Source organism: Micromonospora krabiensis (assembly GCF_900091425.1).
Lineage (GTDB): Bacteria > Actinomycetota > Actinomycetes > Mycobacteriales > Micromonosporaceae > Micromonospora > Micromonospora krabiensis.
The window spans coordinates 1753279-1767604 of record NZ_LT598496.1 but is presented as its reverse complement, the minus strand read 5'-3'; the positions used below and the strand labels follow the sequence as shown (position 1 = coordinate 1767604).

Annotated in this window: 16 protein-coding genes; 8 read left to right on the top strand and 8 right to left on the bottom strand. The window is 72.3% G+C overall.

Annotated features, from left to right (window positions below; genetic code table 11):
* Nucleotides 1–41 precede the first annotated feature (41 nt).
* From GA0070620_RS07850 to prcA, 3 genes are read left to right on the top strand one after another with little or no spacing between them, the layout of a single operon-like run.
* Nucleotides 42–443, top strand: a complete 402-nt coding sequence (locus GA0070620_RS07850) for an endonuclease VII domain-containing protein (protein ID WP_331713224.1) — start codon at nucleotides 42–44, stop codon at nucleotides 441–443.
* A complete protein-coding gene (gene prcB / locus GA0070620_RS07845; protein ID WP_172836399.1) occupies nucleotides 362–1201 on the top strand; it encodes a proteasome subunit beta in 840 nt (279 codons plus the stop codon). Before GA0070620_RS07850 ends, prcB begins: the two co-directional genes overlap by 82 nt.
* 51 nt (nucleotides 1202–1252) lie before the next feature.
* Nucleotides 1253–2083 (top strand): proteasome subunit alpha, encoded by an 831-nt coding sequence (gene prcA / locus GA0070620_RS07840; RefSeq protein WP_091589236.1) that lies wholly within the window; start codon nucleotides 1253–1255, stop codon nucleotides 2081–2083.
* A gap of 119 nt (nucleotides 2084–2202) precedes the next feature.
* Here the strand turns inward: prcA and GA0070620_RS07835 are convergent, their stop codons facing one another.
* From GA0070620_RS07835 to rfbB, 6 genes are read right to left on the bottom strand one after another with little or no spacing between them, the layout of a single operon-like run.
* Complete coding sequence (locus GA0070620_RS07835; RefSeq protein WP_091589235.1) at nucleotides 2203–3231, bottom strand: glycosyltransferase family 2 protein; 1029 nt, start codon at nucleotides 3229–3231, stop codon at nucleotides 2203–2205.
* A complete protein-coding gene (locus GA0070620_RS07830) occupies nucleotides 3228–4538 on the bottom strand; it encodes a lipopolysaccharide biosynthesis protein (RefSeq protein WP_231922284.1) in 1311 nt (436 codons plus the stop codon). Before GA0070620_RS07830 ends, GA0070620_RS07835 begins: the two co-directional genes overlap by 4 nt.
* The gene (locus tag GA0070620_RS07825) at nucleotides 4535–5236 is read right to left on the bottom strand and encodes a glycosyltransferase family 2 protein (RefSeq protein WP_091589234.1); all 702 of its coding nucleotides are present in this window, start codon (nucleotides 5234–5236) and stop codon (nucleotides 4535–4537) included. The genes GA0070620_RS07830 and GA0070620_RS07825 overlap by 4 nt, the downstream gene beginning before the upstream one ends.
* Nucleotides 5229–5600: a DUF2304 domain-containing protein gene (locus tag GA0070620_RS07820; RefSeq protein WP_091589233.1), complete on the bottom strand. Its 372-nt coding sequence runs from the start codon at nucleotides 5598–5600 to the stop codon at nucleotides 5229–5231. Before GA0070620_RS07820 ends, GA0070620_RS07825 begins: the two co-directional genes overlap by 8 nt.
* Complete coding sequence (gene rfbD, locus GA0070620_RS07815; protein WP_091589232.1) at nucleotides 5597–6478, bottom strand: dTDP-4-dehydrorhamnose reductase; 882 nt, start codon at nucleotides 6476–6478, stop codon at nucleotides 5597–5599. Before rfbD ends, GA0070620_RS07820 begins: the two co-directional genes overlap by 4 nt.
* Entirely contained in the window at nucleotides 6475–7476 is a 1002-nt protein-coding gene (rfbB, locus tag GA0070620_RS07810) for a dTDP-glucose 4,6-dehydratase (RefSeq protein ID WP_091589231.1), read from the bottom strand. The genes rfbD and rfbB overlap by 4 nt, the downstream gene beginning before the upstream one ends.
* 88 nt (nucleotides 7477–7564) lie before the next feature.
* On the opposite strand from rfbB, the gene rfbA reads away from it, so the two are divergent.
* The 5 genes from rfbA to GA0070620_RS07785 all read left to right on the top strand — a co-directional run bounded on the left by rfbA (nucleotide 7565) and on the right by GA0070620_RS07785 (nucleotide 12105).
* Nucleotides 7565–8452: a glucose-1-phosphate thymidylyltransferase RfbA gene (rfbA, locus tag GA0070620_RS07805; RefSeq protein WP_091589230.1), complete on the top strand. Its 888-nt coding sequence runs from the start codon at nucleotides 7565–7567 to the stop codon at nucleotides 8450–8452.
* A complete protein-coding gene (gene rfbC / locus GA0070620_RS07800; RefSeq protein WP_091589229.1) occupies nucleotides 8449–9072 on the top strand; it encodes a dTDP-4-dehydrorhamnose 3,5-epimerase in 624 nt (207 codons plus the stop codon). The genes rfbA and rfbC overlap by 4 nt, the downstream gene beginning before the upstream one ends.
* A 69-nt stretch (nucleotides 9073–9141) precedes the next feature.
* The gene (gene pafA, locus GA0070620_RS07795) at nucleotides 9142–10500 is read left to right on the top strand and encodes a Pup--protein ligase (protein WP_091589228.1); all 1359 of its coding nucleotides are present in this window, start codon (nucleotides 9142–9144) and stop codon (nucleotides 10498–10500) included.
* 67 nt (nucleotides 10501–10567) lie between these two features.
* A complete protein-coding gene (locus GA0070620_RS07790) occupies nucleotides 10568–10774 on the top strand; it encodes a hypothetical protein (protein WP_091589227.1) in 207 nt (68 codons plus the stop codon).
* A 188-nt stretch (nucleotides 10775–10962) separates the two neighbouring features.
* Complete coding sequence (locus GA0070620_RS07785) at nucleotides 10963–12105, top strand: oxalate decarboxylase family bicupin (RefSeq protein WP_091589226.1); 1143 nt, start codon at nucleotides 10963–10965, stop codon at nucleotides 12103–12105.
* Nucleotides 12106–12118: 13 nt separating this feature from the next.
* Here the strand turns inward: GA0070620_RS07785 and GA0070620_RS07780 are convergent, their stop codons facing one another.
* Both GA0070620_RS07780 and GA0070620_RS07775 read right to left on the bottom strand, forming a co-directional pair.
* A complete protein-coding gene (locus GA0070620_RS07780; protein ID WP_091589225.1) occupies nucleotides 12119–13204 on the bottom strand; it encodes a DUF3866 family protein in 1086 nt (361 codons plus the stop codon).
* 86 nt (nucleotides 13205–13290) lie between these two features.
* On the bottom strand, nucleotides 13291–14292 hold the full coding sequence (locus GA0070620_RS07775; protein ID WP_091589224.1) for a cation diffusion facilitator family transporter: 1002 nt from the start codon (nucleotides 14290–14292) through the stop codon (nucleotides 13291–13293).
* Between the last annotated feature and the right edge of the window lie 34 nt (nucleotides 14293–14326).

Genomic DNA, 14326 nt, shown 5'->3' with positions numbered 1-14326 from the left:
AACGCATAGGGGCAATTCGGGCGCGGCCTGACCTCTCCGCGGTGCGCGCACGGCTTCGCCGTTGTTCGGATTGGCGCAACGAGGGGCAGGGAGACCGCGGTCAGCGACTCTGTGGCAGCGGCCGCGAGTCCCACCTGCGCCGGCGCCACGGCGTGGGGGAGAAGGAGTTCCAGGAGCTTCTTACGGAGCAGGGCGGGGTCTGCGCGGTCTGCGGGGGCCCCGATCCGGAACATGTGGACCACGATCATCGCACCGGATGGGTGCGCGGGATACTCTGCTTCAACTGCAACGGTGGTCTTGGCCAGTTCCGTGACAGTCCCGCGAGGCTGGCCAGGGCGATCACGTACCTGAGAGGAACCACGTGGCAGCGGGTTTTGATCCATCCGGGCGTCTACCAGATGTGTTCACCAACGCGGGGACGTCCTCCTTCACCTCGTTCCTGAGCAAGGTGGCCCCCGAGATGCTTCCCGGCCGTCGCCCGCTGCCGCCGGGCATGGCCGCCGACCTGGCACCGCACGCCACGACCATCGTGGCCATCTCCGCCGCCGGCGGTGTGGTGATGGCGGGGGACCGGCGGGCCACCATGGGCAACCTCATCGCGCAGCGCGACATCGAGAAGGTGCACCCGGCCGACGCGTACTCGTTGGTCGGCATCGCGGGCACCGCCGGCATCGGCATCGAGCTGATGCGACTGTTCCAGGTGGAACTCGAGCACTACGAGAAGATCGAGGGCGCGATGCTCTCGCTCGACGGCAAGGCCAACCGGCTCGCCGCGATGATCCGCGGCAACCTGGGCGCGGCGATGCAGGGCCTCGCCGTGATCCCGCTCTTCGCCGGGTTCGACCTCGCGGCGAGCGACCCGGCCCGGGCCGGGCGGATCTTCAGCTTCGACGTGACGGGCGGGCCCTACGAGGAGACCGGCTACGACGCCATCGGCTCCGGTTCGCTCTTCGCGAAGTCCGCGCTCAAGAAGCGGTTCCGGACGGGGCTGTCGCTCGACGACGCCGTCCGGCTCGCGGTCGAGGCCCTCTACGACGCCGCTGACGACGACACGGCCACCGGCGGACCCGACCTGACCCGCCGCATCTACCCGGTCGTGATGACCGCGACCGCGGAGGGCACCCAGCGCCTCAGCGACGCCGAGACGGCGGCGATCGCCGAGAGCGTGGTCTCCGGCCGCATGGAGAACCCGGGCGGCTGAGCCGTCCACCGTCAGCAGTCTTCCGCACAGCGCTAAGGAGAACCAGCCGCCGTGGCCATGCAGTTCTACGCCTCGCCCGAGCAGATCATGCGCGACCGCTCCGAGCTGGCCCGCAAGGGCATCGCCCGGGGGCGCAGCGCGGTGGTCCTGAGCTACGCCGACGGGGTGCTCTTCGTCGCCGAGAACCTCTCCAGCGCCCTGCACAAGGTCAGTGAGATCTACGACCGGATCGGCTTCGCCGCGGTCGGCCGCTACAACGAGTTCGAGAACCTGCGCCGGGCCGGCGTCCGGATGGCCGACCTGAACGGGCTGAGCTACGACCGGCGGGACGTGACCGGTCGGGCGCTGGCGAACGCGTTCGCGCAGACCCTGGGCGCCATCTTCACGGAGCAGTCGAAGCCGTTCGAGGTGGAGATCTGCGTCGCCGAGGTCGGTGCGACGGCCGACGCCGACGAGCTCTACCGGCTCACCTACGACGGGTCGGTGAACGACGAGCCGGGCCGGATGGCCATGGGCGGTCAGGCCGAGGCCATCACCGGCGTGCTCAAGGCGGAGCATCGGGCGGACATGACGCTCGCCGAGGCGGTGCAGGTGGCCGTACGGGCGCTGGGTAGCGTCGGTGGGGAAGGCGGCGCCGCCCGCACCATCGCCGCGAACCAGCTGGAGGTGGCCGTCCTGGACCGCCGTCGGGTCGGGCGGACGTTCCGCCGGATCACCGGCGCCGCCCTGACCGCCCTGCTCGACGGCGACGCCGAGAAGGCGGAGAAGTCGGTGGCGGCCGGGCCCGAGACGCCGGCGACGCCGACGGAGGAGGCACAGAAGCCCACCACGTCGGCCGGGTCCGCCGACCTTGAGGACAAGCCCGGCAACCAGGCCGAGTAGCACGGCACGTCGCGCGAGCCGGAGTCCGGACCCGTCCGGGCTCCGGCTCGCGTTGTTTACCCGGCCGCCGGTCCACGACCCGGACGTGAACACGCGCGTCGGCGACCGCCGGCCGCCGGTCAGCGGCGTCGAAGCAGCGGCCTGGTGAGCGCCCAGTAGCCGCCCGCCACGACGTTGAAGGCACCGAGTCCGGGCGCGGTCGGCACCCCGGAGGGGGTGACACGCCCGGTCATGAGGTCGGCGATCACCCCGTCCGGCACGCTCCGCTCCGTCTGCAGCTGTCGCCGCCGGGCGCGCAGCCAGGCGCGGTTGCGCCACAGCCACTGCCAGCCCTGGACCTTCTGGCGCGACCAGCCGCCGAGGACGGCGGCGGTGAACATGGAGACCTCGGTCAGCAGCAGCGCCGGGGCGAGCAGGGCGAGCGACCGCGCCTCGTATGTGGTGAGGAGGGTGACCAGTCGGTTCCGCTCGACCAGGTAGAGCTTCAGCGTGTTGCGGGAGAACTCGTAGTGGTGGCGCACCACCGCGTCCGGCACGTACTCCAGGCGGAGGCCGCGCTGCCACAGCCGGAGGCTGAGCTCGGTGTCCTCGTGGTAGGCGAAGTACTCGGCGGCGAAGCCGTCCAGCTCCCGCCAGAGCCGCTGGCTGATGACGAAGCAGCACCCGCTGAGGGTCGGTACGACCTGGCGCGTGGCGTGGGCGCTGGCGGGTTCGCCGTTGCCGCCCGCCCAGGACAGGCCGGTGTAGTGCAGCGGGTTCCCGGCGGTGTTCATCAGGTCGGGGTCGTCGGCCAGCCGGATGGAGGCCATGGCGGCGCCGACGCCGGGCTCGGCGGCGACCGCGGTGATCTTCGCGAGCGCGTCGGGGGCGACCTCCGCGTCGGAGTTGACGAACACGAGCCAGTCACCGGTGGCCTCGGCGGCACCGACCCGGCAGCCGCCGGCGTAACCGGTGTTCTCCTCGGGCCGGACCACCCGCACCCCGGGGAAGCCCTTGACGACGTCGATGCCGTCCCCGGTGCAGCCGTTGTCGACCACGATCAGCTCGACGTCCACGTCGCTGCTGGCGAGCACGGCGCGGGCCGCGTCGGCGAGGTAGGGCTCCGGGCCGTAGGCGAGCATGACGGCGCTCACCCGGGGTCGGGTCATCGGTTGCCTCCGGAGGGGCCGACGGCGACGGCATGCCGCGCCGGGGCGGGGGCGGACACGGCACCGGTGGCACCGCGGAGCAGGGCGGCCATGACAGCGGCGGTGACGAGTGAACCGGTCGCGTAGGCGAGTTCGACGCGGAGGTCGACCGGGAGGGGGACGAGCGTCACTGCGGCGAGCACCACCACGCCGGCGATCCACGCCACCGCCTGCGCCCGGTGCCGGTCGAGGGCGAGCAGCGTCTGGCCCAGCACCATCGCCCAGAGGTACGCGAGGGTGGCGGCACCGAGCACGGCGAAGTCGCCGTGCCCGAGCACGTCCGGCGCGTCGAAGAGGGTGCGCACCAGCCAGGGGCCGAGCAGGACGGCGCCGAGCGCGCCCACGAGGCCGAGGGCGGTGACGACGCCGAGCGTGCGGCGCAGCAGACCGCGGAAGGTAGCCAGGTCGCCGGTGCTGGCGGCGGTGGCCAGACCGGGCAGCAGCGACGCCTGGAGCGAGGCGAAGACGAACAGTGGGATCCGCACCAGGACGAGCGCGGAGAGCAGGGCGCCCGCGGTTGCCACGTCGGACGGTGCGAGCACCCGCACGTTGATCACGCCGATGTTGACCACGACCTGGGAGAGCAGGCTGGAGACGGTCAGCAGGCCCAGGCCGCGCAGCAGCACCCGCCAGGCGACCGGCACGCCGCCCTGCCCCGCCGCCCGCAGCACCGGTGGCAGGGTCACGGCGACGCCGATGAGCGGCGCGGCGACCAGCACGGCGCCGTACCAGACGGGCGAGGTGACGCCCGCGAGGCCGAGCAGGGCGACCAGCCCGATCCGCAGTCCGCCGTCGACGCCGAGTTGCGTGCCGTACCAGGGGAAGAGCTGGAGGCCGGAGAGGACGCCGCGGGTGGTGTGGGCGACGGCGAGTGCGGCGAGGGAGCCGATCAGCACCGTCACCATGGCGGAGTCGCCGGCGAACAGCCGGTCGGTCAGCACCCCGCGGGCGGCGAGGATGAGGACGACCATGACGGCGAGCACGGCGGCGGCGAGGGCCGCGCCGCGGGCCAGCACCGGCCCGGGCGGCAGCCCCTGCGTACGCCGGGCGGCCACGATCCGGGCGACCTCCTGCTCGACCGGCATGAACACGCCGATGCCGAGGGTGAAGACGATCGACCAGAGGACGGAGAGCGACGAGTAGTCCGCCTCGGTGAGGTTGTGCCCCGCCACCGCGAGGTGGACGTAGGAGGCGAGCCCGAGAAGGCCCAGCCCGGCACCGATGGCGATGGTGCCGGGCGGGACCAGACTCAACAGCCGTCGGATCACCGGCGGATGAGCGCCAGCGTGAGCACCGCGAACGCCCGGCCCAGGTAGATCATCGCCTTGGCGGGGGAGTGGCTGGGTGTGCCGGCCATGCGCTTGCGCATCGCGACCGGGACCTGCCGGATCTTGTAGCCGCGGCGGGCCGTGTGCACGAGGGTCTCGACCGTGTCGCCGAGGTACTCCACCGGGTACCACCGGGCGAACATCTCGATGACGCGGCGGTTGGCGGCCCGGAAACCGGAGGTGGTGTCGGTGAGCTTGGTGCGGGCGACCCGGGAGAGCACCGCCGAGAGCATCACCATGGCCCAGCGGCGGGGGCCGCGGACGCTGTAGTCACCCTCGCCGGCGAACCGGGCACCGATCACCAGGTCGTTGTCGTCGAGCAGGTCGACGAGCTTGGGCACGTAGCGGGGGTCGTGCTGGCCGTCGGCGTCGATCTGGATCGCGACGTCGAAGTCGTGCTCCCAGGCGTACCGGTAGCCGAGCCGCATGGCGCCGCCCACGCCGAGGTTGTAGGGCAGCTTGGCGACCCGGGCGCCGGCGGCGGCGGCGACGGCGGCGGTGCGGTCGCTGGAGCCGTCGTCGACCACGAGGACGGTGACGCCGGGCAGCTCGCCCCGGACCTCGTTCACCACGTCGCCGATGGATCCCGACTCGTTCAGGGCCGGGATGATGATCAGGACACGCTTGCCGTTAACCATCGTGAGACACCAGTTCGTTCCGGGCGGCGCGCTCGGCGTCGATCTCGGCGCGGAGCAGGGCGAAGTCTTCGGCGAGGGTGCGGGTCTCCTCCTCCAGGGCGCTGACCTCCCAGCTCAGGTGCACGCAGACCAGCAGCAGGAAGACGATGCCGAGGAAGAGGACGAGGCTGACGCCGGAGGCGACGCCGAGGAGTTCGGCGACGCTGTCGAGCAGTCGGGGGAACAGCGACAGCGGGATGACGATCACCAGCACGCCGAGCCACAGCATGCCGTACTTCTCGCGGAGCTGCCGGCGACGCAGCAGCTCGATGATCGTGCCCAGCAGTATCAGACCGGTCAGACCGGTCACGAGGGTGAGCTTCATGAGACCTTCCACGGGGGAGCGGAGGATGCGAACGCGGCACGAAGGGTGTCATGCCAGTCCGGCAACGGTGTCAGGCCCGCAGCGGTCCAACGGTGGTGCCCTAGCACACTGTACGCCGGTCGTGGTGCGGGACGCGGAAACCGGTCACTGGTCGTGGGTCGGATCCGGTCCGGATCGAGACCGCGCAGCGCGAAGGCGGCGCGGGCCAGGCCGTACCAGGTGGTGCGGCCGGCGCAGGTGCCGTGGTAGACGCCCGCCGGGGCGCGGCCGGCGAGGGCCGCGTCGGCGAGCTCGACCAGGCGGGACGCGAGGGCGTACGACCAGGTGGGCTGCCCCTGCTGGTCGTCGACGACGTCGAGGTGATCACGCTGCTCGGCGAGCCGGAGCATGGTCGCGACGAAGTTCGGCCCGTGCGCGCCGTAGAGCCATGCGGTACGGACGACGTAGCCGGTGTCGGGGAGCAGCCGGGTGACGGCCTGCTCGCCTACGAGCTTGCCGCGGCCGTACGCGTTGATCGGCGCGGTCGGCGCCTCCTCCGGGTACGGGTAGTCGGCGTCGCCGGGGAACACGTAGTCGGTGGAGATCTGGATCAGGCGCGCGCCGGTCTCGGCGCAGGCCCGGGCGAGGTGCGCCACGGCGTGTCCGTTGACCGCGGTCGCCGCGTCCTCGTGGGTCTCGGCGCCGTCGACATCGGTCCACGCCGCGCAGTTGATCACCACGTCGTGACCCGCCACGGCGGCCTGGACCGCGGTGGCCTCGGTGATGTCGAGTTCGGCGCGGGTGGCCGCGGTCGCCTTCAGGTCGGGCCGCCCGCCGAGCACGTCGAGCAGGTCACGCCCGAGCATGCCGGCGGCGCCGGTGACGAGCAGGCGGGTCATGCGGTCGCGTTGGGCTTGAGGGGTTCCCACCAGGTCCGGTTGTCGCGGTACCAGGCGACGGTCTCGGCCAGGCCGTGGTCGAGGTCGATGCTGGGGGTGTAGCCGAGCTCCTCGTGGATCTTGGTGATGTCCAGGGAGTAGCGGCGGTCGTGGCCCTTGCGGTCGGCGACGGGCACGACCCGGTCCCAGCCGGCACCGCAGGCGTCCAGGAGCCGGCCGGTGAGTTCCTTGTTGGTCAGCTCGGTGCCGCCACCGATGTTGTAGACCTCACCGGGGCGGCCCTTCTGCTGCACCAGGGCGATGCCCCGGCAGTGGTCGTGCACGTGCAGCCAGTCCCGCACGTTCCCGCCGTCGCCGTACAGCGGCACCGTGCCCCCGTCGAGCAGGTTCGTCACGAACAGCGGGATGACCTTCTCCGGGAACTGGTACGGCCCGTAGTTGTTGGAGCAGCGGGTCACCACCACGTCCATGCCGTGGGTGCGGTGATAGGCCAGGGCGAGCAGGTCCGAGCCGGCCTTCGACGCCGAGTACGGCGAGTTCGGCGCCAGCGGCCACGTCTCGGTCCACGACCCGGACTCGATCGACCCGTACACCTCGTCGGTGGACACGTGCACGAACCGACCCACCCCGTGCCGCAACGCCGCGTCCAGCAGCGTCTGCGTACCCAACACGTTCGTGGTCACGAACGGCGCCGCCCCCGCGATCGACCGGTCGACGTGCGACTCCGCCGCGAAGTGCACCACCACGTCCTGGCCGGCCATCACCTCGTCGACCACCACCGGGTCACAGATGTCACCCCGCACGAACCGCAGCCGACCGTCGGCACGCACCGGATCCAGGTTCGCCAGGTTCCCCGAATAGGTCAGTTTGTCCAACACCGTCACCACCGACGGTTCGATCGACGGCACGCCGACACCACTGCCCAGGGGCTTGCCCAACAGCAGTCGCACGTACTCCGACCCGATAAACCCGGCTCCGCCGGTGACGAGGATCCTCACGGGTCCGGAAGTGTACGCCAAACGTGCGGGAGATCGCGTCCGCCGACCCCGCTCGCCGGGCACGGCGTCGCCCGGTACCCTCCCTCGGGTGCGCGGAATCCTACTCGCCGGTGGCACCGGCTCGCGGCTCTGGCCGGTCACCCGGGCGGTGTCGAAGCAGCTGATGCCGGTCTTCGACAAGCCGATGATCTACTACCCCCTCTCCACGCTGGTGATGTCGGGCGTGCGGGAGATCCTGGTGATCACGACCCCCGAGGACCAGGACCAGTTCCGCCGGCTGCTCGGCGACGGCAGCCAGTGGGGGCTCCGGCTGGAGTACGTGGCCCAGGCCCGTCCGGAGGGCATCGCGCAGGCGTTCGTGCTCGGCGCGGACTTCATCGGTGACGAGACGGTGGCGCTGATCCTCGGCGACAACATCTTCCACGGCGTCGGCCTGGGTCGGCAGCTCACCGCGCACGGCGACCAGGTCGGCGGCCGGGTGTTCGCCTACCCGGTGGCGAACCCGGAGGCGTACGGCGTGGTCGACTTCGACGCCGACGGCCGGGTCCTCTCGATCGAGGAGAAGCCGGCCCAGCCGAAGTCCCGCTACGCGGTGCCGGGGCTGTACTTCTACGACAACCGGGTGGTCGAGATCGCCAGCAAGCTCACCCCGAGCGCACGGGGCGAGCTGGAGATCACCGCGGTGAACGAGGCGTACCGGGAGATGGGCGAGCTGTCGGTGACCGTCCTGGACCGGGGCACGGCCTGGCTGGACACCGGCACCTTCACGTCGATGATGCAGGCGGCCGAGTTCGTCCGGGTCATCGAGGAGCGCCAGGGCCTCAAGATCGGCTGTGTGGAGGAGGTGGCCTGGCGGGCCGGCCTGCTCGACGACGACCAGCTGCGGGCGCTCGCCGAGCCGCTGACCAAGAGCGGTTACGGGGACTACCTGCTCGGCCTGCTGGCGGAGAAGCACGGCGAGGGGGTGCCGCGATGAAGATCCGGCCGTTGAGCATCGAGGGCGCCTGGGAGATCACCCCGCAGCAGCACGGCGACCCGCGCGGCATGTTCATGGAGTGGTACCGGTTCGACCGGCTCGCCGAGGCCGTCGGTCACCCGCTGCGGCTGGCGCAGGCGAACCTGTCCGTCTCCGGCCGGGGCGTGGTACGCGGCATCCACTTCGCCGACGTCCCTCCGGGCCAGGCCAAGTACGTCACCTGCGTCCGCGGCGCGGTGCTCGACGTGGTGGTCGACCTGCGGGTCGGCTCGCCCACCTTCGGCCGTTGGGAGGGCGTGCGGCTGGACGACGCGGAGCGCCGGGCGGTCTACCTCGCCGAGGGACTGGGGCACGGGTTCTGCGCGCTGACCGACGACGCCACCCTGAGCTACCTCTGCTCGGCCACCTACAACCCGACCGGCGAGCACGCGGTGCACCCGCTGGACGAGGAGCTGGGTATCGAGTGGCCGGCCGACGTCCCGCAGTTGTCGGCCCGGGACGCCGCCGCCCCGACCCTCGCGGAGGCCCGGGAGTCGGGCCTGCTTCCCGACTACGCGGCCTGCCGGGCGTACGTGGCGACGCTGGGCCCGGACGGAATGTCGCAGTCGGACGGGGTTTGACCCGTCCCGCGCGTACGACCTGTGGTGTGACAGTGACGAACGGGCCCTTCGGGCGGCTAATGTCACACCATGGAGCGGCGAATCTTCGGCCTCGAGACCGAGTACGGCGTCACCTGCACCTATCGGGGTCAGCGGCGGCTGTCCCCCGACGAGGTCGCCCGTTACCTCTTCCGTCGTGTGGTGTCCTGGGGTCGGTCCAGCAACGTGTTCCTGCGCAACGGGGCCCGGCTCTACCTGGACGTCGGTTCCCACCCGGAGTACGCCACCCCCGAGTGTGACTCGGTCGTCGACCTGGTCGCCCACGACCGGGCCGGCGAGCGGATCCTGGAGGGGCTGCTCGTCGACGCGGAGAAGCGGCTGCACGACGAGGGCATCGCGGGTGAGATCTACCTGTTCAAGAACAACACCGACTCGGCCGGCAACTCGTACGGCTGCCACGAGAACTACCTCGTCTCCCGGCACGGCGAGTTCGGCCGGCTGGCCGACGTGCTGATCCCGTTCCTGGTCACCCGCCAGTTGATCTGCGGGGCGGGCAAGGTGCTGCAGACCCCGCGCGGGGCGGTCTACTGCCTCTCCCAGCGGGCCGAGCACATCTGGGAGGGCGTCTCCTCGGCCACCACCCGCAGCCGGCCGATCATCAACACCCGGGACGAGCCGCACGCCGACGCCGAGCGCTACCGCCGGCTGCACGTGATCGTCGGCGACTCCAACATGAACGAGGTCACCACGCTGCTCAAGGTCGGCACGGCCGACATCGTGCTGCGGATGATCGAGGCGGGCGTGGTGATGCGCGACCTCACCCTGGAGAACCCGATCCGGGCGATCCGCGAGGTGTCGCACGACATCACCGGCCGGCGCAAGGTGCGGCTCGCCTCCGGCAAGGAGGTCAGCGCGCTGGAGATCCAGCAGGAATACCTGGCGAAGGCCACCGAGTTCGTCGAGCGTCGTGGCGGCGACCAGACCGCCAAGCGGGTGGTCGAGCTGTGGGGCCGGGTGCTGCGCGCCGTCGAGACCGGTGACCTGGAGCCCGTGTCGCGGGAAATCGACTGGGTGACGAAGCTGCGGCTGATCGAGCGTTACCAGCGCAAGCACGACCTGCCGCTGTCGCACCCCCGGGTCGCCCAGATGGACCTCGCCTACCACGACCTGCGGCGCGGTCGCGGCCTCTACGGGCTGTTGGAGCGGCGCGGCGAGGTCGACCGGGTGGCGACCGACCCGGAGATCTTCGAGGCGAAGGAGACTCCGCCGCAGACGACCCGCGCCCGGCTGCGCGGCGAGTTCATCCGGCACGCGCAGGAGAAGCGGCGCGACTTCACCGTCGACTGGGTGCACCTCAAGCTCAACGACCAGGCGCAGCGCACCGTGCTCTGCAAGGACCCGTTCCGGGCGTACGACGAGCGGGTCGAGCGGCTGATCGCCAGCATGTGACGGCGTCGGGTCGGGTCGGCGGTGGCGAACGCCGCCGGCCCGACCGGCCCGGTAGGCTGACCGGGCCATGACGACGTCCCCGAGTCCCCAGCCGAGCCAGGAGCCCGGCGACAGCGGCCGCCAGCGACAGAACTGGGTCGAGCGCCGGCGGGAGAAGATCCGCGCCGAGATCGAGCGCAACCGGCGCGGCGAGTACACGGTGCCCACCTGGGTGCTGGCGCTCGCGCTGGTGCTCATCGTGGGCGGTTGGCTCGCCCTGATCTTCCTCGCCTGACCCGCCGGTCACCCGCCCGCCGGCCGCGCGGGGTCGCCGTCCCGCCTTCCGTCCGTGGCCCACGCGGGCCAGGCCTTGGCCCGGTCGGGTCGCGGGGTCGGGTAACCGCCTCCCGCCGCCGCGGCCCGCGTCCCGTCGACGCCCAGCCGGTCGGCGCGCGCGGGGAGACGACGACGCGGGAGGCGATCATGGCGGACGACTCGACGGTGCCCCAGCCACAGCGGGCCGGCAAGGGCTGGCAGGACCCCGGGCCGCGGGACGTGACGCGGGACCGGGAGAACCCCGACCTGCTGGTGCCGCCGGCCACCGACGCGGGCACTGTGCCGAACCTCCGGTTCTCCTTCGCCGACGCGCACCAGCGCATCGAACGGGGCGGCTGGACACGCGAGATCACCCAGCGAGAGCTGCCGGTCGCCACGAAGCTCGCCGGCGTGGACATGGCGTTGGAGCCGGGCGCCTACCGCGAGCTGCACTGGCACCAGCAGGCCGAGTGGGCGTACGTGCTGCGGGGCAGCTGCCGGATCAGCGCCGTGGACCACGAGGGCCGCAACTTCCTCGACGACGTGCGGGCCGGTGACCTCTGGTTCTTCCCGCACGGCGTGCCGCACCACATCCAGGCGCTGGACGAGGGTGTGGAGTTCCTGCTCGTCTTCGACGACGGCGCCTTCTCCGAGAACGGCACGTTCCTGATCAGCGACTTCTTCGCGCACACCCCGCGGGACGTGATCGCGAAGAACTTCGGCTGGGCGCCGGAGCAACTGGAGAGCCTGCCCGAGCGGGAGAAGTACATCTTCGCCGGCCAGGTGCCACCGCCCCTGGACCAGGACCGGGTGGTCAGCCCCAGCGGGGAGGTGCCGCGTACGTTCAGCCACCGGCTGATGGACCAGGAGCCGAAGCGGTTCCCGGGCGGCACGGTCCGGATCGCCGACGTGACCAACTTCGCCGCGGCGACCGACATCTGCGCCGCCCGGGTCGAGATCCAACCGGGCGGCCTGCGCGAGCTGCACTGGCACCCCACCGACGACGAGTGGCAGTACTACATCTCGGGGCGGGGGCGGATGGGCGTCTTCGCCAGCACCGGCGTGGCGCGGACCTTCGACTTCCGGGCCGGCGACGTCGGGTACGTGCCGTTCGCGTACGGCCACTACATCGAGAACCTCGGCGACGAGCCGCTGGTGTTCCTGGAGATGTTCCGCAAGCCGCGCTTCGCCGACATCTCCCTGTCCCAGTGGATGGCGAACACCCCTGCCGAGATCATCGCGGACACGCTCAACCTGCCGCGCGAGATGATCGAGGCGCTGCCGAAGGAGAAGCGTCCAGTGGTCCGCTGACCCTGGGGGAGGGTCAGCCGAGCAGCGTCGTCGCGTGCCGGCCGGCGGCCGCGGCGGCGAGGAAGTAGGCGTGGTCGCCGTCCAGGCCGCGCCCCATCGTGGACAGCGGCACCGCGCTGGACCGCAGCGCGGCGTCCAGCCCGTCGGTGGCCACCCGCACGATCCGGTGCCGCGCGGCGAGGGGGGCCAGCGCCGCGTCTACCTCGGCGGCCAGGCCCGGGTCGAGACCGTCGGGCACCACCAGCTCGGCGGGGGCCAGCGCCACCCGGCCGTACGCGGTGAGGCTGTGGTGCGACACGCCCTGGTGCCGGGGGCGGGCGTCGGCGGCGGAGATGCGCAACGATCCGACCGGGCGCCCGCCCAGCGTGGCGATCGCGTTGACCGCCTCGCCGACCGCGACGCCGGAGAACCCCCACCGGGTGCCGGTGCCCAGGTTGCCCGGTCCCTGCGCGACGACCGCCACGTCGGCGTGGAGCACGTGCCGGGCGGCGAGCAGGCCGGTGTGCAGGGTGGTCGCCTCCAGGTCGCCGCCGAAGGCCTGACCGACGCTGACCGTGCCGACCAGGTGCTCGCGCAGCCCGGCGAGGGTGCGGGAGAACCAGGCCGGCAGCGCCCCGCCGTCGGTCAGCACGTACGCCACCCGGGCCGTCGGCGCGTCCGCCCGTACGCCCGCCAGGATCGCCGGCAGCGCCGAGTGCAGGTCGGCGGTGACCACCGGCAGGCCGCCCAGGTCGTCGGCCGTCTCCAGCACCGAGCGGTGCGGTGACGCCTCCTCGTCCACGCCGAGCAGGATGGGCTGAAGTGGCGTGTAGCGGGCCTTCACGAGGTGGCCGGCGTCGCGGGTGTCGCCGGCCTGCGGCGGGTCCGGCGGCAGGCGGTCCGGCAGCGCCACCACGTGGGCGTACCCGCCGGTGCCCAGCCCCATCAGCAGTGCGCCGGCGTTGAGCAGCACCCGGTCGCCCGGTTCGGGCGTGCCCACCAGGTGGGGGTAGGCGAGCGCCCGCATGGTCGATCCGTCGGGCAGGTCCACGTCCAGCTCCACCGCCCCGGCCCACCTTCGCCGCAGCGCCGTCACCGTCCCGGACCGCCATCGCACCATGCCCGGCACGCTATCGGCGGGGCCGGTCCGCGTCGCCGCCGGGGGGCGACCGGGCCGGGACGTCGGACGGGCGGGTGCGCGGCCGGTCAGCCCGCGCCGGGGTCGGTGGGTGGGTCGCCGGTGGGCGGCTCCGGTGCGGGGCGGGACCGCAGGGTCGCGCCGGGCAGTGACCGGGTCGGGTCGAGGAAGAGGAAGCGGATCTCGGGGAACCGGGACCGCAGCCGCCGCTCCGCCTCGTCGGCGGCCGCCTCGATGGCCGCCCCGGTTGCCTCGTCGTCGAAGTCGACCTTGGCGGCGACGAGGATGTCGACCGGGCCGAGCTGCATGGTGAGCAGCGTGTCGATCCGCTGCACCTCGGGCAGCCCGGCCAGCGACCGTTCGATCTCCCTGCGCAGCCGGTCGGGCACCCCGCGGCCGACCAGCAGCGACAGGTTGCTGTACGCCAGGGTCGCCGCCACCACCAGCAGCAGCAGGCCGATCAGCACCGAGGCGACGCCGTCCCACAGCTCGTCGCCGGTGAGCTCCGACAGGCCGACGCCCAGCCCGGCCAGGAGCAGGCCGACCAGCGCCGCGCTGTCCTCCAGGACCACCGCCTTCACCGTGGTGTCGGCGGTCAGCCGCAGGTACCGCAGGGGAGTGGTCCGCCACCGCCGGGACTCCCGGCGGACCTGGCGTACCGCCCGGGCGAGGGAGATCGACTCGATGACGAAGGAGACCACGAGCACCACGTACGAGACCAGGTAGTCGCCGCTGTGCTCGTGGACCAGGATGGTGGTCACGCCGTGCGTGATCGCGAAGCCGGCGCCGGCGACGAAGGTGAACAGGGCCGCGAAGAAGGCCCAGACGTAGCTCTCCTTGCCGTAGCCGAACGGGTGCCGCGCGTCCGCCGGCCGGGCCCCCCGGCGCAGCGCCACGAAGAGCAGCACCTCGGTGGTGGTGTCGGCGACCGAGTGCGCGGCCTCGGAGAGCATCGCCGCGGAACCGGAGATCAGGCCGGCGACCAGCTTGGCCGCCGCGATGGCGAGGTTCGCCGCGCCCGCGACGACGACCGTGCCGACGCTCTCGGACTTGACCTCCGGTTGGGCCATGGGGCAACCCTATGGCCGTCGTTACCGTCCCGCC